This window comes from Caballeronia sp. GACF4, from assembly GCF_023631025.1.
Taxonomy (GTDB): domain Bacteria; phylum Pseudomonadota; class Gammaproteobacteria; order Burkholderiales; family Burkholderiaceae; genus Caballeronia.
In genome coordinates this window covers 106796-127755 of record NZ_JALQDW010000010.1, presented here as the reverse complement: position 1 = coordinate 127755, position 20960 = coordinate 106796, and the positions used below count along the sequence as shown (strand labels likewise).

The following is a 20960-nucleotide window of genomic DNA, read 5'->3' as shown; positions in this document are numbered from 1 at the left end:
GTGAGCCAAAGAAAAAGCGCATGTATCTTTCAATACATGCGCTTCGTTCGGAACGCGAAAGACCTGCGTGCGCCCGATCTGACGAGCCCACGCGAGGGCTAATCCTCCGCTGAATACCTTAGTGCGTGACGCGTGTGACGCCGCCACTCGACAGCAGGCGAACTCGCTCGCCTGCCTGGAACACTTCTCCGTTCGAGGTTTGCGTGATGGCGCGCATGTCGCCGTTATCGAGACGCACGGTGATCTCCAGGCCGTTCTTCATGGCGACGTTGTTCTCGACCGCGTTACCCGCGACCGCGCCTGCCAGACCGCCGATGATGCCCGCGATGATCGACCCGTTGCCGCCGCCGATGACGCTGGCTGCGGCCACGCCGCCGAGCGCGCCGCCACCTATGGTGCCGAGACCGGTCGGTTGACCGTTGTTCGAGCTGATCTTCACGCCCCGCACGCTTTCGACGGTCGCCATGCGCACCGTCTCTTCACGTTGCGCCTGCGAAGCCGTGTACACGTCCGGCGAACTGCTGTTGTAGGCGCAGCCCGTGAGCGCCACCGAGCCGACGAGCGCTACTGCAAGCGCGATACGACTTATCGTTTTCATTCCATTACTCCACTCAATCACGACAGGCTGCTTCCGAAAGCCTGCTTGTAACGCTCTTCAATTTCGGCACGTGCCGGCTCATAAGTTTGCGGACCCTGATGTTCGATCTTCAATGCGCCCATCAGACTTGCAAGACGGCCCGTCTTTTCCCAACCAAGCTTGTTTTCGATACCGTACAGCAGGCCGCCGCGGAACGCGTCGCCGCAGCCAGTGGGATCGACGACTTGCCGCGCTTTCACGGCGGGCACTTCGAGCACGCCGTCCTCGTGATAGATCTGCGCGCCATGCTCGCCGCGCGTGATGATGAGCGCATCGACGCGGCTCATGATGTCTTCGATCGACCATCCGGTCTTGTTGCTCAACAACTTGGCTTCGTAATCGTTGACCGCCACGTAAGTGGCAAGTTCAATCATGCGACAAAGCTCGACACCTTCCAAGATCGGCAGACCCTGACCCGGATCGAACACGAACGGCACGCCCGCCGACGCGAACTGCGCCGCGTGCTCGCGCATGCCGTCTGCGCCATCCGGAGCCACGATGCCAAGCGAGATGTTCTTAGCTTCCTCGGCGCGGTTCAGGTGCGACTCCATCATCGCGCCGGGATGGAACGCGGTGATCTGATTGTTCGCCAGGTCGGTCGTGATGAAGCATTGCGCCGAGTGCTGGTCCGGCAGGACGCGCACGTACTCTTTCGAGATACCGAGCGTGTCGAGCCGGTCGATATACAACTGAGCATCCGCCGCGCCCAGTGTCGCCATGATCTTGGGATCGCCGCCAAGTAGCTTGAGCGCGTAGGCGATGTTGCCCGCGCAGCCGCCGAAGTTGCGCCGCATCGTCGGCACCAGGAAGCTGATGTTCAGCATGTGCACCTGGTCCGGCAGGATGTGGTCGCCGAAGCGGCCCTGGAAAGTCATGATGTTGTCGTAGGCGAGCGAGCCGCAGATAAGCGTAGCCAAGGCGAACGTCCTTTAAGTTTAGGTGCCGAGGAAGAGGGTGCACATACGGCGCGCGGCGGTGAACCCTTTTGAGCGTCCACCGCGTCCCGTATGCGGACCGCCGAACCGCCGCAGCGGTCCGGCATGTCGTCGACCTTACTTGAGCGAAGCAAGCGCGGCGTCGTAATTCGGCTCCTGCTTGATTTCCGGCACGAGTTCCGAATGCAGCACCTTGTTGTCTGCGTCCAGCACGACGACGGCGCGTGCCGTCAGGCCCTTGAGCGGTCCGCTCGTGACGTCCACGCCATACGCTTCCGCGAATTCGTGACCGCGAAACGTCGATGCCGTCACCACGTTTTCGATGCCTTCGGTCGTGCAGAAGCGCTTGGCGGCGAACGGCAGATCGCCCGAGACGACCACCACGACCGTGTTGTCGAGGCCGGCGGCGGCTTCGTTGAACTTGCGCGTCGAGGTCGCGCAGGTCGGCGTGTCGAGACTCGGCACAATGTTCAGCACTTTGCGCTTGCCCGCGAATTTCGCCAGCTTGACGTCGCCGAGATCGGCGCCGACGAGCGTGAAATCGGCCGCCTGCTGGCCGGCGCTCGGAAACGTGCCACTTACGTCGATAGGATTGCCGCCGAGGGTAACTTGACTCATGTTGCGCTCCAGAGAATGTGTCAGATGCTGACGGGAAAGCGCGCGCGTTCGTTCATCTTCGATGTTAACGCGCGCGTCAGAATGGACAGGGTTCGTGCGGCCGCGCGGGCACGCATCATGGATAGAAAACCTGAACCCTGTAGTTCGCGGCGACCGCATCGCCCGTATCCAGCCTCACGACGACCGGCTGCGCGCTTTGCGGCGGAAGGCCGATGGGGAATATCGTACCCGGTCGGGCGTAATCCTGCGGCCACAGCACGCGGCGCACGGCGACGTTGCTCTTGTCGTCGAGCAGGGTGAGTTCGAGCGCAGGATAAGCCAGCGACACATCCGACCGATTGCGCAGCGACAGCTTCAGTTCGAGCTTGTGCGGACCGTCGACCTGACGCAGCCCGGAGCTCTCGATCTGCAGCCCGTCGATATAGCGCGGCGGCGCGATGGTGCAGCCGAGCTGATAGCAGATATCCGCGTAGAGCGAATGCGTGCCGGGAACATAGACCATGACGGATTCGCGTTGCCACCACAATATCTGGCCGATCAGCGTCAGCACGAGCAGCACCGAGAGCACGATGCCCGCCGCGCGCCAGCCCGTGCGCGGACGCGTCCATTCGGGATCGGGCGGATCGAGCGGACCGAGTGCATCGCGCGATTCGCGGATGACCGGGAACGCTTCGTTGGCGCTGGCCGCGTGCGCGGCGCCCGGCGGGCGCGGTGACTTTGCGCCGAAGGCCGGCTCGGGGTCCTTGCCCCAGTCGGCGGCGGGCGCGGGCTCCGGTGCGGGACGCGGCGGTTCGGCCGCGGTCGGCGTCGGGCCGATGAATGGCTCCGCGCGATCGTCCGGCGGAACGAAGCGTGCGGCGGGTGTCTCGGGCGGAGGGACAGGGCGCGTTGGAGATTGTGCGGCCGGAGTGACGTGATCGGCTGGCGGTGCATCGACACGAACGAACTGCTTCGCGGGATGGTTCTGCGCTGGTTGCGCGGATGCAGGCGTATTCGCGTAGAGGGTGCGGTCGCTGTCCTCTTCAGGCGCCAAAGGCACAAGCGGCGCGGGCGGCGCGGGCGGATTATTCGCGCCGAGATCGAGCGGTCGAGGCGCAGATGCAGACGGTCCGCTTGGAACCGGCGCAGGTGTCTTTCGCGTGATCGGCTTGGCGGCGGGAGGCGTCGAAGGCTTTACAGCGGCAGGCGCTGCCGGACTCGGCGTCGCCGGCTTCTCTACTTCCTTCGCTATCTTCGGCGTTGCCGGCGCCGTAACACCCGGAGATTCCGCTGCCACCGAATTCGCCGATGCATCGCCATTCGCATCGGATGCAAAGCTTGCAGGACCGACGGCGACTTCATCGTCGATGATCGCCGCATGTTGCGCCTCGTGCGGCGCGGCGTGCTCTTCCGGAAGCTCGAAGCGATGATGCGCGGCGTCGAAGACTTCCTGACAATGGCCGCAACGCACGCGGCCGTCATGCGGCGCGAGCAGATGCGGGTCCAGCCTGAAGACGGTTTCGCAGTGTGGGCAGCGGGTTGCCAGCGCCATAGGAGAGTGCCATTGGCCTCGCGGCCTAGTCGTGGACGATGGCGTTATTCTAAAGGCTTTCGCGCCGAGTTCCGGCGAGGCACACCCAGCCTTCGTGCTCGCGCCAGACAGCGATGTCGATCCACTGCGCGTAGACCGCCGCAACCTCGTCGGCCTGTCGCGCGAGAATGCCCGACAACGCGATACGGCCGCCCGCTTTCACCTTCGAGGCAAGCATCGACGCCATCAGCTTGAGCGGATTGGACAGAATGTTGGCAACGACGATATCGAACTCGCCGGCAGGACATTCGTCGGGCAGACCGTAGATGACGTCGGCGTGATTGCGTTCGCTATTCTGACGCGCGGATTCCACCGCCTGCGGGTCGATGTCGATGCCATATACCGGCTGTGCGCCGCACTTCTTCGCGAGAATCGCGAGGATGCCCGAGCCGCAACCGTAATCGAGCAACGACTGTCCGGGTTTCACCGACTGCTCCAGCCACTCCATGCAGAGCCGCGTGGTCGGATGGCTGCCCGTACCGAACGCGAGGCCCGGATCGAGTTCGAGCACGAGCGCGTCCGGGTCGGGCGCGTCATGCCACGAAGGCACGACCCAGATACGCTCGCCGATATGAATCGGATCGAACTGCGCTTGCGTGAGCCGCACCCAATCCTGCTCTTCGACTTCGCGCAGGGAATAGGCGGGCGTGTCGGCAAGACCGATCTCATTCGCGGCGGCCGCGAGAAGCACGGCGGGATCGGCGTCGTCGGCGAGCAGCGCGACCACGCGCGAACGCTTCCACGCGCTCGTCTCCGGCGTGAGGCCGGGTTCGCCGAAAAGCGGTTGCTCGTCAGGCGTGTCGGCGTCGGCGTCCTCGACGGAGACCGACAGCGCGCCCACGTCGAGCAACGCATCCGACAGCGCTTCCGCGTGCTCGCGATCCAGCTCGGCGATCAATTCCCGGTAACTCATGCTAATCGACTCGCTTATGCCTTCGACTCTTCGGCCACCGCCGCCTTGCGCGCGGCGAGCTTGTTTTCGAGGTAATGGATGCTCGTGCCGCCTTCGACGAACTTGGCGTCGATCATCAGTTCGCGATGCAGCGGGATGTTGGTCTGAATGCCTTCCACGACCATTTCCGAGAGCGCGATCCGCATGCGGTTGATCGCCTGCTCGCGCGTCGCGCCATAGGAGATCAGCTTGCCGATCATCGAGTCGTAGTTGGGCGGGACGAAATAGCCGTTGTAGGCGTGCGAATCGACGCGGATGCCCGGACCGCCCGGCGCGTGCCACGACGTGAGACGTCCCGGCGACGGCGTGAACTTGAACGGATCTTCCGCGTTGATCCGGCATTCGATCGCGTGGCCGCGAAACTGAATGTCTTTCTGGCGGATGGAGAGCTTCTCGCCAGCCGCGATGCGGATCTGTTCCTGCACGATATCCACGCCCGTGATGAGTTCCGTCACCGGATGCTCGACTTGCACGCGCGTGTTCATTTCGATGAAGTAGAACTCGTTGTTCTCGTACAGGAATTCGAACGTGCCCGCGCCGAGATAGCCCATCTTCTTGCACGCGTCGGCGCAGCGGTCGCCGATACGCTCGATCAGCCGCCGCGCGATGCCCGGCGCCGGCGCTTCCTCGACCACTTTCTGGTGTCGGCGCTGCATGGAACAGTCGCGCTCGCCGAGCCAGATCGCGTTGCGGAACGAATCCGCCAACACTTGAATCTCGATATGCCGCGGGTTCTCCAGGAATTTCTCCATGTAGACCTGCGGATTGCCGAACGCACGGCCCGCTTCCTCGCGCGTCATGTTTACCGCGTTTACGAGCGCCGCTTCCGTATGCACGACGCGCATGCCGCGTCCGCCGCCGCCGCCCGCCGCCTTGATGATGACCGGATAGCCGACCGTGCGCGCAATCTTCACGATCTCTTTTGGATCGTCCGGCAACGCGCCTTCCGAGCCCGGCACGCACGGCACGCCGGTCTTGATCATGGTCTGCTTGGCCGTGACCTTGTCGCCCATCATGCGGATGGTTTCGGGACGCGGCCCGATGAACGTGAAGCCCGATTGCTCGACGCGTTCGGCGAAATCGGCGTTCTCGGAAAGGAAGCCGTAGCCGGGGTGGATGGCTTCGGCGTCCGTGACTTCGGCCGCGCTGATGAGCGCGGGCATGTTCAGATAGCTGAGGTTCGACGGCGCCGGACCGATACACACGGCTTCGTCGGCCAACTTCACGTACTTTGCTTCCTTGTCGGCTTCCGAGTAGACGACAACGGTCTTGACGCCCAGTTCGCGGCACGCGCGCTGGATGCGAAGCGCGATCTCGCCGCGGTTCGCAATGAGGATTTTTTCAAACATGGCTGTGGGTCGGCTCATCAACGGGCGCGACGGGCGCGCCCTCGGGAATCGAATCGGCGGCGCGCGGTTCGGGCATCGGGGAAAACCGATGCGAAGCGCGCGGACACGGCGGGCAGCCGGAGATCGAAAACACGGTGCGAGCCATCGTGATGAGGTGCATCCGGCGTCGTCCGGCGTAACGCGTCAGTCGCCGATCACGAAGAGCGGCTGGCCGTATTCGACCGCCTGACCGTTCTCGACGAGGATCTCCTTTACGACGCCGGACTTATCGGCTTCGATCTCGTTCAGGAGCTTCATGGCTTCGATGATGCAGATGGTCTGGCCTTCCTTGACCGTATCGCCGACCTGGACGAACGGGTCCGCGCCCGGCGAAGGCGCGCGGTAGAACGAGCCGACCATCGGCGAAGTGACGATGTGTCCTTGCGGCGCGACGGCAGCGGGGCTCGCGGCGGGCGCCGCCGAACCTTCGCCTGCGCCGCCGGCGAACGGCGCGGGTGCGGCCTGCGTTTGCGGCGCGTATTGCTGAGGCGCCTGCATGTAGACCGGCGCCGCATTCTTGACGATGCGAACCTTGCCTTCGCCTTCCGTCACTTCGAGTTCCGAGATGCCGGATTCCGAGACGAGGTCGATCAGCGTTTTAAGTTTACGAAGGTCCATCGAAAATTCCCCTTTCAATGCTTGGAGACCGGGACTGCCCCGGTGCTTGACTTGACTTTGTGGTGTTCTGACTGTCAGCCGCGGACCGGCAGGGCCAGCGCTTCGGCACGCGTTTGCTGCAAGCGCGGTGCGCTGAACCAAACGTGAGCCGAAGTTGCGGCGGCAGAATCGATTGGCACGCAAGGCGCGTTCATGTCGAATGCGTCATCGTGATCGTTTTGAAGCGCGCTCCCCGATGGCCTGCGAAAAGGCTGGCCGACGCACACCAAACGCGTGTCGGTTTCGACAGCAATGTCGCCTTGCGGCACCGGTTGAGTGTTCATGGTCGCTTCGGGTTGTGCGGAATTCGGCGCACTTTAGCGCTCTTTAGAGAATTTTGTCTAGTTTTACCGTTCCGACAGGGTCCGACCAGTAGGGCAGAAGTTCGGACAAGTCGTAGCGAAAGAGCGAAGTTCCGGCAAGATCGGCGTTCAACCTGCTAACTTGCTGCTTATTGGGCGACACTTCGGTTAAAAACGCAGCGAATTTTTACAGCGCGTCGAGTGTACGCTTAAGTTCGGCTACGTTGACTTCACCAAGCTTGGTCGACCGGACCACGCCTTTTGCGTCGATCACGACGGTGAACGGCAAACCGCCCGCGTTATTGCCGAAGTTGCGCGCGAGGTCGGCACCGCCGAAGCCCGTCACATAGACGGGATAGTCCACGTTCACCTTACCGAGAAAATCGTTGACGTTCTTCTCGCTGTCCACTCCCAAGCCGATGAATGTGATGCCTTTTTTCTCATATTCGCGATGTAGCGCCGACAACTCCGGCATTTCCTTGACGCACGGTCCGCACCACGAAGCCCAGAAGTTCACGACGACCGGTTTTCCTTTAAATGATGCAAGCGGTTGCGCGGTGCCCGAAGCTCCCGGCGGCGCGGCCTTCCATAATTCTTCGACGGCGTTGCCATTGTTCTGTGTCGCGGCCACGGTTTCGCCGCCGGTGAAGACATGCCCCGCGTAGAAGCCGCCGACCGTCGCCGCGACCGCGACGACTAGAAGCGCCAGAATCCGTTTGCTGTTCATAGGAAAAAATAGAGTCAGCCGCTGATTTCGAGCGACGGGGTATCGGGATGATCGAGCAGCGTGCGTACCGTCGCGGCGTTCGCCCGCGCGAGACGTCCGCGGCCATCGGCGCGCACGGCGCCGCGCAAGTCGTCAGGATCATAGAGCGCGATATGCAGGCCCATTGGTTCCTCGCCGGGTATGCGCTGCAAAAAACTCAGCGTTTCCACGTAACCGCGCCCGGCGAAATGCCGCGTCTCCGACACGTCGTACTGAATGTTCGCATTCAGCAAGTAGATGGCGACTTCCTTTGGGTTGTCGCAGAAGCATTGCAAGTGGACGTCGGAATGCTCGCCCGCCGTGCCGTTGAGTACCGCGCCCGTCAGATAAGGATCGAAGGGCTTCAACCGTTCCATCCATTCGAGCGCGAACTCGCGCATGCGGCGCAGGACGACAGGCTGACTGTCGCTCTGGAAGATCGCCTGATACTCGCGGATCTCCTCTTCGATCTGATCGTTGTCGGGCAAAAACTCGCCGCCGATCTTCGCCTCGCCGACCACCTGCCGCGCCGCCTTGCGCTTGGCTGTGGAGTAGTCGAGGCCGTCTTCGGCGATCATTCTCGCGGCCGCGATGGCGATTTCCTCGCGCACGCGCTGCGGATCGAAATGTGATTTGCGAACCATGGCGAAATAATACTAGATATCGTTGAACGGCTTCGATCGGGTCTCGATCGAGCGTTGATCGGCCCTCGATCGCGCCGGTTTGCATCGGCTGCCGGCGGGCGTAAGGTGGCGGAGTGCGTCGGTTACAATAAGCGCCTCCAGGCGTCTTCGCGCACGGCGTGCACGCGGCGCCGTTTCATGTTTCCCGCACTCTTCGCCCACGCGGCGCGACACGGTTTATGCACATCCACATCCTCGGCATCTGCGGCACCTTCATGGGCGGACTCGCCGTGCTGGCGCGCGAAGCGGGCCACAAGGTCACCGGCTGCGACGCCGGCGTCTACCCGCCGATGAGCACGCAACTCGAAGCGCAAGGCATCGAACTGATCGAAGGTTACGGCGTCGAGCAACTCGCGCTCGAACCCGACCTGTTCGTGATCGGCAACGTGGTGTCGCGAGGCAATCCGCTGATGGAGGCCATTCTCGACCGCGGCCTGCCTTACACGTCGGGTCCGCAGTGGCTCGGCGAGCACGTGCTTGCGGGCAAGTGGGTTCTGGCGGTTGCGGGCACGCACGGCAAGACCACGACGAGCTCCATGCTTGCGTGGTTACTGGAAGATTCCGGCTTGAATCCGGGCTTTCTCATTGGCGGCGTACCGCTCAACTTCGGCATTTCCGCGCGACTGACCGACTCGAGCTTCTTCGTCATCGAAGCCGACGAATACGACACCGCGTTCTTCGACAAGCGCTCGAAGTTCGTCCACTATCGGCCGCGCACGGCGGTGCTCAACAATCTCGAATTCGATCACGCCGATATCTTCCCCGATCTCGCCGCCATCGAAACGCAATTTCATCATCTCGTGCGCACGGTGCCGGGCATCGGACGCATCGTCACGAACGGGCGCGAAGGCGCGCTCGAACGCGTGCTGACGCGCGGCTGCTGGTCGAGCGTCGAACGCTTCGGTGTGGATGGCGGCTGGCAAGCGCTACCCGCGACCGAGGGCGCGCGCGTCGACGAGCAATTCGCGGTGTATTGGGAAGGCGAGCGTCAAGGCGTGGTCGAGTGGCAAGTGCAGGGCGAACACAATCGCATGAACGCGCTCGCGGCGATCGCAGCGGCGCGCTCGGTCGGCGTGCCGGCGTCGCAAGCGGTCAAGTCGCTGGCGAGCTTTCGCAACGTCAAGCGGCGCATGGAAGTGAAGGGCAGCGTGGATGGCGTCACCGTCTACGACGACTTCGCGCACCATCCAACCGCCATCGAAACCACGGTTGCAGGCCTGCGCACGCGTATTGGCGACGCGCGCATTCTGGCCGTGCTGGAGCCGCGCTCCAACACCATGAAACTCGGCACGATGAAAGCGCAGTTGCCCGGCAGTCTCGCCGACGCGAATCTCGTGTTCGGCTACGGCGCGCGTGATGGCCGCGACAAACTCGGCTGGGATCTGGCGGAAGCGCTCGCACCGCTCGGCGACAAGGCACAGGCATTCAACGAGATCGAACCGTTGGTGAAGGCGGTCGCGGCCGCCGCGCGCCCCGGCGACCACGTGCTCGTGATGAGCAACGGCGGCTTCGGCGGCGTGCATCAAAAGCTGCTCGACGCACTTTCGGCGCGTCCGTCCGGAGGAAACGCGTGATTCTCTACCTACACGGCTTTCGCTCCTCGCCCCAATCTTTCAAGGCGCGCGTCATGCGTGCGCGTCTGGCGGACCTCGGGCGGCTGAGCGAATGGCAGTGTCCGGTATTGCCCGTCTCGCCGAAAGAAGCGATCGAACTGGCGGAATCGCTCGTCGCGAATACGTCCGCTGCTGAAATCACCGTGGTCGGCAGTTCGCTCGGCGGTTTCTACGCCACGTATCTCGCCGAAAAGCACGGCTGGCGCGCCGTGCTGCTCAATCCCGCCGTGGTGCCGCAGCGCGATCTGAGCCACTATCTCGGCGAACAGCCGCTGTGGCATGGCGGCGGCAGCATCACCGTGTTGCCGCGCCATCTGGACGAACTGCGCGCGCTCGCCGTCGAGAAGATCACGCAGGCCGAGCGTTACTATCTGATTGCGGCCACCGGCGACGAAGTGCTCGATTACCGCACCATGCTCGCCCACTACCCCGGCGTGCGCACCACGCTGATCGAAGGCGGCGATCACGCCATCAGCGACTTCCCCGACTATCTGGACGACGTGCTCGCGTTCTGCGGACGTGAACCGCCGCCGGCCGTCGCATCCGCGGCCGCGTGACACACGCGCGCGGCGCGAGGACATAGCCCATTCAACCGCCGGCGCGCTTGCCGCGACCCGGTCCACCGTTTTACGAGAGTATTGAGTGAACGTTTTCTTCGAGGAATCGGGTAGTTTCAAGGCCGGATCGGTGCTGTCCAAACAGGGCGATGCCTTCCAGGTCGAATTGCCGGGCGGACGGCGTGCGAAAGTGCGCGCGAAAGACGTGCTGATCGAATTCGATAAACCCGCTGCGGGCGAGCTGATGCAGGAAGCCGACGCCATCGCGCAGGAAATCGATCTCGACTTTCTGTGGGAATGCGCGCCCGACGACGAATTTCCGTTCGCCACGCTCGGCGCGGATTACTTCGGCGACAAATTCGGCGCGGCCGAACGCGCGGCGCTCGTGCTGCGCATGCATGGCGCGCCGGTGTACTTTCGCCGCAAGGGGCGCGGGCAGTATCAGCGAGCGCCGCAAGAGCAATTGCAGATGGCGCTTGCCGGGCTCGAACGCAAGCGTCAGCAGGCGCTCGTGCAAGCGGGCTACGAAGAGGAACTGAAGGCGGGCAAGTTGCCCGAAGCGCTCGCGGGCAAGGCAATCGGTTTGCTCACGAAGCCCGACAAGAACTCCATCGAGTACAAGGCGCTCGAAGCGGCGGCCGCCGCGCGCGGAATTTCGCAAGCGCGGCTCATGCTGGAATGCGGCGGAATTGCCTCGGCGCGCGCCTTGCACGAAGCGAAGTTCCTGTCGGAGTTCTTTCCGCACGGCGTCGGTTTTCCGTCGCTGCAACCCGCGCCTTTCCCGGAAGACTTGCCCGAAGCGGATGTCGAAGCATTCTCCATCGACGACGTCACGACGACCGAAATCGACGACGCCTTTTCCGTCCAGCATCTCTCCGATGGCCGCGTGCGCGTGGGTATTCACATTGCGGCGCCGGCGCTTGGCATCGCGCGGGGCGATGCGATCGACGCCATTGCGCGTGGCCGGCTGTCCACGGTCTACATGCCGGGCGACAAGATCACCATGTTGCCCGACGACGTCGTCAATGTTTTCACGCTCGGTGAAGGCGGCTTGCGCCCGGCGCTGTCGCTTTACATCATCGTGAATCGCGAGACGCAGGAGATCGTCGCCACCGAAACGCGCGCCGAACGTGTATTCGTGAAGTCGAATCTGCGCCACAACCATCTCGACGAACACGTCACCGAAGAGACGCTCGCGGACGGCAGCGGCGATTATCCGCACAAGGCGGACATTGCCGTGCTCTGGCCGCTGGCTCAAGCGCTCTTCGAAAAGCGACAGCAGGCGCGCGCCACTTACGGTCTGAAGCGCGAAGTGCAGCGTAACAACGACTTCAATTTCTATGTCGAAGGCGAGCACATCACCATTACGCCGCGCCGCCGTGGCTCGCCGCTCGATCTGATCGTCGCAGAACTGGCGATTCTCGCGAATTCGTCGTGGGGCGCGTTTCTCAACGATCACGGCGTACCGGGCATCTACCGATCGCAGCGCGGTTTCGGCGGTCCCGGTCCAAAGCGCACGCGCATGCAGACCACGCCCGCGCCGCACGAAGGCTTGGGCGTCGCGCAATATGCGTGGAGCACCTCGCCGCTGCGCCGTTATGTCGATCTCGTGAATCAGTGGCAATTGCTCGCGTGCGTGCAGCATGGCGTGACGGCCAAGCTCGCCGCGCCGTTCAAACCGAAGGACGCGGATCTCTTCGCCGTGGTGCAAGGTTTTGACGATACCTACACCGCTTATGCCGATCATCAGCGCCGCATGGAGTATTTCTGGTGTCTGCGCTGGCTCAAGCAGGAGAACAAGCGGCAAGTTCCGGCATCGGTCATCAAGGACGATCTGGTGCGTCTCGAAGAAATTCCGCTGATCCTGCATGTGCCCGGACTCGGCGTGCATGCGCGCGGCACGCGTTTGATGCTCGAAGTCGTATCTATCGATGAACTGACCGTCGAGGCGTCGTGCCGCCTGCTGCACGTGATCGACGCGCCCACGCAAAGCGCGCCGGTGGAAGAAGACGAAGCCGAGGAAGAGATCGTCGAAACCGTCGATCTCAGCGCCGAAAGCGAAGCCGAAGCGCAGGCGGAAGTCTCCGCGACGGAGCCGACGGCCGAAGGTGCCGACGGAGTCGAGGGTGCAGGCGAATCGCAAGAGTCTTCGGAGCGGGCGGAATGAAGCCGCGCGCCGGCATGATCCAGAGCGCGCACGCCGCGCGCCAACTCACGGGACGCGCGCGATGACGCAACGCGATCAATACGTGGTGATCGGCAATCCGATCGAGCACAGCAAATCGCCCTGGATTCACGCGAAATTCGCTATCCAGACCGGCGAGCCTATCGAGTACGGACGCATCCTCGGGCCGCTCGGCGGCTTCGAGGAGCAAGCCAGAACGTTCATGGCGTCGGGCGGACGCGGCATGAACGTGACCGTGCCCTTCAAACTCGACGCCCACGCTTTCGCCAATACACTCTCGCCGCGCGCAGCCGCTGCGGGCGCGGTCAATACGCTGTCGTTCGGTGCGGATGGCGTGCGCGGTGACAACACGGACGGCGTCGGCCTCGTGCGCGACATCGAAGTGAATCTCGGCGTGAGCCTCACGGGCAAGCGCGTGCTGCTGCTTGGCGCGGGCGGCGCGGCGCGCGGCGTCGTGCTGCCTATCTTCGATCGCTCGCCGGCGGTGCTCACCATCGTGAATCGCACGGCTGAGAAGGCGCTGCAACTGGTCGATCAGTTCGCGGAAGCCGCGCTCGCGTCGAACGTGCGGTTTGCGGGCGGCAGCGCGAAGAGCGCGGAAGAAGGGCGCTACGACGTCATCGTCAACGCGACCGCGGGCAGTCTCGACGCCGCCTTGCCCGACTGCGACGCCGCCGCGTTCGGCGCCGGCACGCTCGCCTACGACATGATGTACAGCGCGAAGCCAACCGTGTTCATGCAGCACGCCGAACGCCTTCAGGCGCGCGCGGCGGATGGCCTCGGCATGCTCGTCGAACAGGCGGCCGAATCGTTCTTCATCTGGCGCGGCGTGCGCCCGGACGGCGGCGCGGTATTGCGCGAGCTGCGCCAGGTGCTCGCAGCCAAAGTCTGATGACGACCGCACCCATGTCCGAGCACACGCGCACGCGGCAGCGGCGCGGGGTGCGGCTCGGTCCCGCGCGCTGGATCGGTTATGGCGTGTCGGTACTGGTTATCGCCGCGCTCGCGACGCAGCTCTACTTTTTCGCGCAGATCGCGGTCTGGACCGTGGTAAATCCCGGCGCGACGGCCTTCATGCGCGCCGACGCCTGGACCCTCGCGAAAGAGCGTCCTGGCATCGAACTGCAACGCACGTGGGTTCCGTACGACCAGATTTCGCGCAATCTGAAGCGCGCGATCATCGCGTCGGAAGACTCCAACTTCGTCAATAACAACGGCTACGAAACCGACGCCATCTTGCAAGCCTGGGAAAAGAACAAGGCGCGCGGAAAGATCGTCGTGGGCGGTTCGACCATTTCGCAGCAACTGGCGCGGAATCTGTTCTTGTCGCGCGAGAAAAGCTATATCCGCAAGGCCGAGGAACTCGTCATCACGTCGATGCTCGAGCTTTTGATGGACAAGCAGCGCATCTTCGAGATCTATCTCAATTCGGTTGAGTGGGGTAATGGCGTCTACGGCGCGCAGGCTGCGGCCCAGTATTACTACAAGACGACGGCGGCAAAGCTGTCCGCGTCGCAAAGCGCACGGCTTGCCGTCATGCTGCCGCGTCCGAAATACTTCGACGATCACCGCGCGACGCCGTATCTGACCAGGCGCGCCAACGTAATCGCGCGGCGAATGGGCGCGGCCGAGTTGCCCGAGTGAAATTTAGCTGGCCGCGATAAACAAGTTAAAGCCCTGATTTATCAGGGCTTTTTTGTTTTCAAAAGGCTGTCGGCCGTCAGCTTCACTCCCATTATGTGAACAGTGCGATCACATATTGAATTATCGAGATAGGCGGAACTACAATCCGACCACAGCATAAAAAGCACACGCGCCAGTCCTCCGAGACGGGCGCGACGAAGAATATCCAGAACAACGGAGACAAGTCATGCAATCGATCGCCTGCCCGCGTTCGCGGGTCGCGTCACGCGCCTCATCTTTCGGATTCGTCATCGCTTCGGCGGGCGCTTGGGCTTGTGCCGCGCGCGCCGTCCAGCTTGCACGCTTCGCATGACGCGCGTCGTGTTCATCGAGGAACGAGCGGCATGACCAAAATCGAACAAACCGAATCCGCGCCGAACGTGCGCGATATGTCGGCCAACGCCATGAACGACGGCGCCGACAAGAAAAGCAACGGCCATCATCGGCGCGATCCGGACGCCTTTGCGCTGCCGAGCGCGCTCGTCGACATCACGCCGCAACAGGCAGGCACGCAAACGCTTTTGCGCGGCCTCGCGATTCTCGAAGCCGCCGCCAACGGCGCGCGCGATCTGCGCTCGTTCGGCGCGGCGCTCGGCACCACGCGCAGCACGACGCATCGGCTCGTGAGTTCGCTCGTGCAGGCGCGTTATCTCCGGCAAGTGCAGGGCGGTTATCTGCTCGGGCCGAAACTGATCGAACTCGGCACCATCGCGCTCGAACAGATGCCGCTCACGGCGGTCGCGCGTCCGCATTTGCAGTCGCTCGCGGAATACACGCACGACACCATTCACCTTGGCGTGCGCGACGGCGACGACGTGCTCTATATCGACAAGATTCCGGGCACGCGCGGGTTGGAAATGCGCTCGCGCGTGGGGCATCGCATGCCGCTGGCATCGACGGGAATCGGCAAGGCAATGATGCTCGACCTCGAAGCCAACGTCTGGAAGAAGCTGCTCGATGCATCGCTGCGCGCGCTCGCCCGCACGAGTTTCAAGCCGGAGAACCGGCCGGACATGGACACGTTTTTGCAGCGCATGACACGCTATTCGCAAGGTGGCTTTACCTTCGATCTCGAAGAGAACGAGGCGTCGATCCGCTGCGTGGCGGCGCCCGTGCGCGATGCGTCGGGTGCGATCGTCGCGGCGCTTTCGGTGGCGAGCACGATTCCCTATATGCCCCACGAACGCATGGAAGAACTGATTCCGGTCGTGCAGCGCGAAGCGCGCGCGATCTCCGAGGAACTCGGCTGGCGCGCGCCGCAAGCCAACCGCAGGATCAAGCGATGAGCGCGCCCGTTCTGATCGCGCTCGACTGGGGCACGACGTCCCTGCGCGCTTATCTGCTCGATGCCGCGGGCGCCGCGCTCGACACGCGCGCTTCGTCGGCGGGAATCATGAAGCTGCCCGCTGGCGGCTTCGATCAGGCTTTCGAGGAAACCTGCGGCGCTTGGCTGAGCGCAAATGCGCAACTACCCGTCATCGCGGCGGGCATGGTCGGCAGCGCGCAGGGTTGGATGGAGGCGCCTTACGTCGAAACGCCCGCCGATGCCGACGCGCTCGTCGCGGGCATCGTCACGGTAAAGGCGGCGCGGGGCGCGACCGTTCATGTCGTGCCGGGCGTGCTCGAACGCGGCACGCTGCCGAACGTGATGCGCGGCGAGGAGACGCAGATTTTCGGCGCACTCGCGAGCGATGCGTCGCTGAACACGGCGAGTGGCGCGCTCATCGGTCTGCCGGGCACGCATGCCAAGTGGGCATTCGTGCAAGCGGGACGGATCGAACGCTTCTATACGTTCATGACGGGCGAGACCTTCGGCGCACTGCGCGATCACACCATCCTCGGCCGCACGATGGAGCAGGACGCAAAGCCGGACAGCGCGGCATTTCTGAGAGGCGTCGATACCGCGCGCGATGCCGGTCATGCCGGCCTTCTGGCGACGATCTTCAGCACGCGCACACTCGGACTGACCGGTCAGCTCACGGCGGCCGAGCAGCCGGATTATCTGTCGGGACTTTTGATCGGCCATGAACTGCGCGGCCTGAACGAAGTGCTGGCGCGCGAGAACGCGACGCTCGCCGGCAAGACGCTGCGTCTGATCGGCAACGATGCGCTGTGCGACCGCTATCGGGCGGCCCTCGCGCAATACGGATGCAACGACGCGCAGACGGTGGCGCAAGCGACCGAATCCGGGCTTTATCGAATCGCATTGCAGGCCGGGTTGATCGCCAAGCCCGCGCGCATGTGACACGGAAAGGAGAAACGAATGCAACCGCCCATCAATCTACCCGCGCCTTACGGCATGCACGGCGGCCTCGCGAAAGCGTTCGCCGCGTGTCCGCTGATCGCGATCCTGCGGGGCATCACGCCCGAGGAAGCCGAGGCGCACGGCCGCGCGCTGTATGAAGCGGGCTTTCGCATCATCGAAGTGCCGCTCAATTCGCCGCAGCCGTTCGACAGCATCGCGGCGATTCGCCAGGCGCTGCCCGCCGATGCCATCGTCGGCGCGGGCACGGTGCTGCATGCGAGTTACGTCGACAGCGTGCGCGCGGCAGGCGGCGAACTGATCGTGATGCCGCACAGCGACGCCGATGTCGTGCGCGCGGCGAAAGCGCAGGGGCTCGCCTGCGCGCCGGGCGTGGCAACGCCGAACGAAGCGTTCCTCGCGCTCAAGAACGGCGCGGACGTATTGAAGATGTTCCCCGCCGAACAACTCGGCGCGCATGTCGTGAAGGCGTGGCGCGCGGTAATCGCGAAGGAAGTGCCGCTGGTGCCGGTGGGTGGCGTCGCGCCGGACAACATGGGGCCGTTTCTCAGCGCGGGCGCGAACGGCTTCGGTCTCGGCTCGGCGCTGTACAAGCCGGGGCAGAGCGAAACTGCGACGGCATCGCATGCGAAGGCGTTCATCGACGGACTAGCGGTCGCGCGTTCCACACGGGGCGAGAAGCAATGAACCGCCTCGCCGGCAAGGTCGCGATGATCACGGGCGCCGGGCGCGGCATCGGTGCGGCGATCGCGCTGGCGTTTGCGCGCGAGGGCGCGGCGGTCGCGCTCGCCGAACTCGATATCGAGACGGCGCAAGCGACGGCTGAACGCATCGCGAAGGAAGCGAATTCGACGCGCGTCGTCGCGATCGGCACGGACGTGACCCAAAGCGCATCGGTGAAGGACACGGTCGCGCAAACCGAAAGCGCGTTCGGCCCGCTCGACGTGCTCGTGAACAACGCGGGCATCAACGTGTTCTGCGACCCGCTCACGATGACCGACGAAGACTGGCGGCGCTGCTTCGCCGTCGATCTCGACGGCGTCTGGAACGGCTGCCGCGCGGCGCTGCCCGGCATGGTCGAGCGCGGCGCGGGCAGCATCGTGAATATCGCCTCGACGCATTCGTTCAAGATCATCCCCGGCTGCTTTCCGTATCCGGTGGCCAAGCACGGCGTGATCGGACTGACGCGCGCGCTCGGCATCGAATACGCGCCGAACAACGTGCGCGTGAATGCCATCGCGCCGGGTTATATCGAAACGCAACTGACGCTCGACTGGTGGAACGGCCAGCCCGATCCAAAGGCCGCGCGTCAGGCCACACTGGATTTGCAGCCGATGAAGCGTGTCGGCCAGCCGCAAGAAGTGGCGATGACGGCGGTGTTCCTCGCATCCGACGAGGCGCCGTTCATCAACGCGAGTTGCATCACGATCGATGGCGGGCGCTCTGCGCTCTACCACGACTGAAGTCACGAATGACGCACTGGCCGTGGTGCGGCATCACTACAAAAACGCGGCCGCCAACCAACTGAGCGCCCGTGCGCGGGCATGATTCGAGCAAAAAGTCGGGAGACAAAACGATGAAACGCAGACTGATCCTTACCCTTCTCGCCGCTGCGACGGCCACGAGCGCCACCATGATCGCCGCGCCGGTTGCGCAAGCCGCCGACGACGTCAAGATCGGCTTCCTGGTGAAGCAACCCGAAGAACCGTGGTTCCAGGACGAATGGAAGTTCGCCGAAATGGCCGCGAAAGCGAAGGGCTTCACCCTCGTGAAGATCGGCGCGCCGTCGGGCGAAAAGGTCATGAGCGCGATCGACAACCTTGCCGCGCAAAAGGCTCAAGGGTTCATCATCTGCACGCCTGACGTCAAGCTCGGACCGGGCATCGTGGCCAAGGCGAAGGCCGACAAGCTCAAGATGATGACGGTGGACGACCGTCTCGTCGACGGTTCCGGCAAGCCGATCGAAGCCGTGCCGCACATGGGCATTTCGGCTTACAACATCGGCAAGCAAGTCGGCGACGGCATTGCGGCCGAGATCAAGAAGCGCGGTTGGGACGTGAAGGAAGTCGGCGCCATCGACGTGACTTACGAACAGCTGCCGACCGCGCATGACCGCACGGCCGGCGCCACCGACGCGCTCGTGGCATCGGGCTTTCCGAAGGCGAACATCATCATGGCGCCGCAAGCGAAGACCGACACCGAAAACGCGTTCAACGCCGCGAACATCGCGCTCACGAAGAACCCGCAGTTCAAGCACTGGGTGGCCTACGCGCTCAACGACGAAGGCGTGCTCGGCGCGGTGCGCGCGGCGGAAGGCCGTGGCTTCAAGGCTGACAACATGATCGGCATCGGCATCGGCGGCTCGGATTCGGCGATCAACGAGTTCAAGAAACCGAACCCGACGGGCTTCTACGGCACGGTCATCATCAGCCCGAAGCGTCACGGCGAGGAAACCTCGGACCTGATGTACGCGTGGATCAAGGACGGCAAGGCGCCGCCGGCACTCACGCTCACGACCGGCATGCTGGCAACGCGTGAAAACGTGGCGTCGGTGCGTCAGCAGATGGGCTTGGCATCGAACTAAGTCATTGGACGTGAGCGGGCCGCGCGTGGCGTGGCTCGCTCGAAGCATAAGGAGGCGATGTGTCAGCGACGCTGCGTTTTGACAATATCGGCAAGGTTTTTCCAGGCGTGCGCGCGCTCGACGGCGTGTCGTTCGACGTCAACGCCGGCGAAGTTCACGGTTTGATGGGCGAGAACGGCGCGGGTAAATCGACCTTGCTCAAGATTCTCGGCGGCGAGTATCAGCCCGATTCGGGGCGCGTGCTCATCGACGAAAAGGAAGTGCATTTCGGAAGCGCCGCGGCTTCGATTGCTTCGGGCATCGCGGTGATCCATCAGGAGTTGCAGTACGTGCCGGACTTGACCGTGGCCGAGAACCTGCTGCTCGGCGCGCTGCCGAACCGGCTCGGCTGGGTCAACAAGCGCGAGGCGAAGAAGCACGTGCGCGACCGGCTGACGGCAATGGGCGTCGATCTCGATCCCAACGCCAAGCTGCGCAAGCTCTCGATCGCGCAGCGGCAGATGGTGGAAATCTGCAAGGCGCTGTTGCGCAACGCGCGCGTGATCGCGCTCGACGAACCGACGAGTTCGTTGTCGCATCGCGAGACGGAAGTGCTGTTCAAGCTCGTGCGCGATCTGAAGGCGGACAACCGCGCGCTCATCTATATCTCGCATCGCATGGACGAGATTTACGAGCTGTGCAATGCCTGCACCATCTTCCGCGACGGCCGCAAGATCGCGTCGCATCTTTCGCTGAAAGACTTGCCGCGCGACACGCTGGTTCAGGAGATGGTCGGCCGCGAGATCAGCGATATCTATAACTATCGCGCGCGGCCGCTCGGCGACGTGCGCTTCTCGGTCAAGAACCTGCAAGGCGCCGCCCTGAGCGCGCCGGCGAATTTCGAAGTGCGGCGCGGCGAGATCGTCGGTTTCTTCGGGCTGGTGGGCGCGGGGCGCAGCGAATTGATGCACCTCGTCTACGGCGCGGACAAGAAGAAGGAAGGCGCGATCGAACTCGACGGTCAGCCGATCAAGGTGCGCAGCACGGGCGAAGCGATTCGACACGGCATCGTGCTGTGCCCGGAAGATCGCAAGGAAGAGGGCATTGTCGCGATGGCGACGGTCGCGGAGAACATCAACATCTCGTGCCGCAGGCATTATCTGCGCGCGGGTTTGTTCCTCGATCGCAAGAAGGAAGCACAGACGGCGGATCGCTTCATCCAGCTCTTGAAGATCAAGACGCCGAGCCGCAGACAGCGCATCCGCTTTTTGTCGGGCGGCAATCAGCAGAAAGCCATTCTGTCGCGCTGGCTCGCGGAGCCGGATCTCAAGGTCGTGATCCTCGATGAACCGACGCGCGGTATCGACGTCGGCGCCAAGCACGAGATCTACAACGTGATCTATCAACTGGCGGAGCGCGGCTGCGCCATCGTGATGATTTCGTCGGAACTGCCCGAAGTGCTGGGCGTGTCCGACCGGATCGTCGTGATGCGGCAAGGGCGTATAGCGGGCGAATTGCCGCGCGGGAAGGCGAACGAGCAGTCGGTATTGAGTCTGGCGCTGCCGCAATCGGACACGGTCGCGGAAGCGGCTTAAAGAGAGAAGACAGG

Annotated in this window: 20 protein-coding genes; 11 read left to right on the top strand and 9 right to left on the bottom strand. The window is 63.6% G+C overall.

Features of this window, described 5'->3' with window-relative positions; translation table 11 throughout:
* Window positions 1-118: 118 nt before the first annotated feature.
* The 9 genes from NCR40_RS11395 to NCR40_RS11355 all read right to left on the bottom strand — a co-directional run bounded on the left by NCR40_RS11395 (window position 119) and on the right by NCR40_RS11355 (window position 8448).
* The gene (locus tag NCR40_RS11395; protein ID WP_244826267.1) at window positions 119-598 is read right to left on the bottom strand and encodes an outer membrane lipoprotein; all 480 of its coding nucleotides are present in this window, start codon (window positions 596-598) and stop codon (window positions 119-121) included.
* Between the two features lie 17 nt (window positions 599-615).
* Window positions 616-1554 carry a carbohydrate kinase family protein gene (locus NCR40_RS11390; protein ID WP_250509492.1) on the bottom strand — a complete coding sequence of 313 codons (939 nt, stop codon included), beginning with the start codon at window positions 1552-1554 and terminating at the stop codon, window positions 616-618.
* 135 nt (window positions 1555-1689) lie between these two features.
* A complete protein-coding gene (gene tpx / locus NCR40_RS11385) occupies window positions 1690-2190 on the bottom strand; it encodes a thiol peroxidase (RefSeq protein ID WP_250509491.1) in 501 nt (166 codons plus the stop codon).
* A 115-nt stretch (window positions 2191-2305) separates the two neighbouring features.
* Entirely contained in the window at window positions 2306-3721 is a 1416-nt protein-coding gene (locus tag NCR40_RS11380) for a DUF3426 domain-containing protein (protein WP_250509490.1), read from the bottom strand.
* A gap of 49 nt (window positions 3722-3770) precedes the next feature.
* Window positions 3771-4673, bottom strand: a complete 903-nt coding sequence (gene prmA, locus NCR40_RS11375; protein ID WP_250509489.1) for a 50S ribosomal protein L11 methyltransferase — start codon at window positions 4671-4673, stop codon at window positions 3771-3773.
* Window positions 4674-4687: 14 nt separating this feature from the next.
* A complete protein-coding gene (accC, locus tag NCR40_RS11370; RefSeq protein WP_244826262.1) occupies window positions 4688-6061 on the bottom strand; it encodes an acetyl-CoA carboxylase biotin carboxylase subunit in 1374 nt (457 codons plus the stop codon).
* A 183-nt stretch (window positions 6062-6244) separates the two neighbouring features.
* Window positions 6245-6718, bottom strand: coding sequence for an acetyl-CoA carboxylase biotin carboxyl carrier protein (accB, locus tag NCR40_RS11365; RefSeq protein ID WP_250509488.1), 474 nt, complete (start codon window positions 6716-6718; stop codon window positions 6245-6247).
* 528 nt (window positions 6719-7246) lie between these two features.
* Entirely contained in the window at window positions 7247-7786 is a 540-nt protein-coding gene (locus tag NCR40_RS11360; protein WP_250509487.1) for a TlpA family protein disulfide reductase, read from the bottom strand.
* A 14-nt stretch (window positions 7787-7800) separates the two neighbouring features.
* Entirely contained in the window at window positions 7801-8448 is a 648-nt protein-coding gene (locus NCR40_RS11355; protein ID WP_244826259.1) for a UDP-N-acetylmuramate--alanine ligase, read from the bottom strand.
* Window positions 8449-8666: 218 nt separating this feature from the next.
* Between NCR40_RS11355 and mpl the strand changes: the two genes are divergently transcribed.
* The 11 genes from mpl (at window position 8667) to araG (ending at window position 20946) form a co-directional block, all read left to right on the top strand.
* Window positions 8667-10061, top strand: a complete 1395-nt coding sequence (gene mpl, locus NCR40_RS11350; RefSeq protein WP_244826258.1) for a UDP-N-acetylmuramate:L-alanyl-gamma-D-glutamyl-meso-diaminopimelate ligase — start codon at window positions 8667-8669, stop codon at window positions 10059-10061.
* The gene (locus NCR40_RS11345; RefSeq protein ID WP_244826257.1) at window positions 10058-10657 is read left to right on the top strand and encodes a YqiA/YcfP family alpha/beta fold hydrolase; all 600 of its coding nucleotides are present in this window, start codon (window positions 10058-10060) and stop codon (window positions 10655-10657) included. Before mpl ends, NCR40_RS11345 begins: the two co-directional genes overlap by 4 nt.
* 85 nt (window positions 10658-10742) lie before the next feature.
* Window positions 10743-12824, top strand: a complete 2082-nt coding sequence (locus NCR40_RS11340; protein ID WP_250509486.1) for a ribonuclease catalytic domain-containing protein — start codon at window positions 10743-10745, stop codon at window positions 12822-12824.
* 61 nt (window positions 12825-12885) lie between these two features.
* The gene (gene aroE, locus NCR40_RS11335) at window positions 12886-13734 is read left to right on the top strand and encodes a shikimate dehydrogenase (protein WP_250465667.1); all 849 of its coding nucleotides are present in this window, start codon (window positions 12886-12888) and stop codon (window positions 13732-13734) included.
* The gene (mtgA, locus tag NCR40_RS11330; RefSeq protein ID WP_250509485.1) at window positions 13734-14486 is read left to right on the top strand and encodes a monofunctional biosynthetic peptidoglycan transglycosylase; all 753 of its coding nucleotides are present in this window, start codon (window positions 13734-13736) and stop codon (window positions 14484-14486) included. The genes aroE and mtgA overlap by 1 nt, the downstream gene beginning before the upstream one ends.
* A 443-nt stretch (window positions 14487-14929) precedes the next feature.
* The gene (locus tag NCR40_RS11325; RefSeq protein WP_250509520.1) at window positions 14930-15811 is read left to right on the top strand and encodes an IclR family transcriptional regulator; all 882 of its coding nucleotides are present in this window, start codon (window positions 14930-14932) and stop codon (window positions 15809-15811) included.
* Complete coding sequence (locus NCR40_RS11320; RefSeq protein WP_244826253.1) at window positions 15808-16770, top strand: 2-dehydro-3-deoxygalactonokinase; 963 nt, start codon at window positions 15808-15810, stop codon at window positions 16768-16770. The genes NCR40_RS11325 and NCR40_RS11320 overlap by 4 nt, the downstream gene beginning before the upstream one ends.
* An 18-nt stretch (window positions 16771-16788) precedes the next feature.
* A complete protein-coding gene (locus NCR40_RS11315; RefSeq protein WP_250465664.1) occupies window positions 16789-17475 on the top strand; it encodes a 2-dehydro-3-deoxy-6-phosphogalactonate aldolase in 687 nt (228 codons plus the stop codon).
* On the top strand, window positions 17472-18251 hold the full coding sequence (locus tag NCR40_RS11310; RefSeq protein ID WP_250509484.1) for an SDR family oxidoreductase: 780 nt from the start codon (window positions 17472-17474) through the stop codon (window positions 18249-18251). The genes NCR40_RS11315 and NCR40_RS11310 overlap by 4 nt, the downstream gene beginning before the upstream one ends.
* Before the next feature lie 113 nt (window positions 18252-18364).
* Window positions 18365-19372 carry an arabinose ABC transporter substrate-binding protein gene (locus NCR40_RS11305; RefSeq protein ID WP_250509483.1) on the top strand — a complete coding sequence of 336 codons (1008 nt, stop codon included), beginning with the start codon at window positions 18365-18367 and terminating at the stop codon, window positions 19370-19372.
* A 59-nt stretch (window positions 19373-19431) separates the two neighbouring features.
* A complete protein-coding gene (araG, locus tag NCR40_RS11300; RefSeq protein WP_250465661.1) occupies window positions 19432-20946 on the top strand; it encodes an L-arabinose ABC transporter ATP-binding protein AraG in 1515 nt (504 codons plus the stop codon).
* Window positions 20947-20960 lie beyond the last annotated feature (14 nt).

Excerpts from the sequence above, each read along its gene's own strand:
- NCR40_RS11395 (WP_244826267.1), bottom strand. The coding sequence starts at position 598 with ATGAAAACGATAAGTCGTATCGCGCTTGCAGTAGCGCTCGTCGGCTCG.
- tpx (WP_250509491.1), bottom strand. The coding sequence starts at position 2,190 with ATGAGTCAAGTTACCCTCGGCGGCAATCCTATCGACGTAAGTGGCACG.
- NCR40_RS11380 (WP_250509490.1), bottom strand. The coding sequence starts at position 3,721 with ATGGCGCTGGCAACCCGCTGCCCACACTGCGAAACCGTCTTCAGGCTG.
- prmA (WP_250509489.1), bottom strand. The coding sequence starts at position 4,673 with ATGAGTTACCGGGAATTGATCGCCGAGCTGGATCGCGAGCACGCGGAA.
- accC (WP_244826262.1), bottom strand. The coding sequence starts at position 6,061 with ATGTTTGAAAAAATCCTCATTGCGAACCGCGGCGAGATCGCGCTTCGC.
- accB (WP_250509488.1), bottom strand. The coding sequence starts at position 6,718 with ATGGACCTTCGTAAACTTAAAACGCTGATCGACCTCGTCTCGGAATCC.
- NCR40_RS11360 (WP_250509487.1), bottom strand. The coding sequence starts at position 7,786 with ATGAACAGCAAACGGATTCTGGCGCTTCTAGTCGTCGCGGTCGCGGCG.
- NCR40_RS11355 (WP_244826259.1), bottom strand. The coding sequence starts at position 8,448 with ATGGTTCGCAAATCACATTTCGATCCGCAGCGCGTGCGCGAGGAAATC.
- mpl (WP_244826258.1), top strand. The coding sequence starts at position 8,667 with ATGCACATCCACATCCTCGGCATCTGCGGCACCTTCATGGGCGGACTC.
- aroE (WP_250465667.1), top strand. The coding sequence starts at position 12,886 with ATGACGCAACGCGATCAATACGTGGTGATCGGCAATCCGATCGAGCAC.
- mtgA (WP_250509485.1), top strand. The coding sequence starts at position 13,734 with ATGACGACCGCACCCATGTCCGAGCACACGCGCACGCGGCAGCGGCGC.
- NCR40_RS11325 (WP_250509520.1), top strand. The coding sequence starts at position 14,930 with ATGAACGACGGCGCCGACAAGAAAAGCAACGGCCATCATCGGCGCGAT.
- NCR40_RS11320 (WP_244826253.1), top strand. The coding sequence starts at position 15,808 with ATGAGCGCGCCCGTTCTGATCGCGCTCGACTGGGGCACGACGTCCCTG.
- NCR40_RS11315 (WP_250465664.1), top strand. The coding sequence starts at position 16,789 with ATGCAACCGCCCATCAATCTACCCGCGCCTTACGGCATGCACGGCGGC.
- NCR40_RS11310 (WP_250509484.1), top strand. The coding sequence starts at position 17,472 with ATGAACCGCCTCGCCGGCAAGGTCGCGATGATCACGGGCGCCGGGCGC.
- NCR40_RS11305 (WP_250509483.1), top strand. The coding sequence starts at position 18,365 with ATGAAACGCAGACTGATCCTTACCCTTCTCGCCGCTGCGACGGCCACG.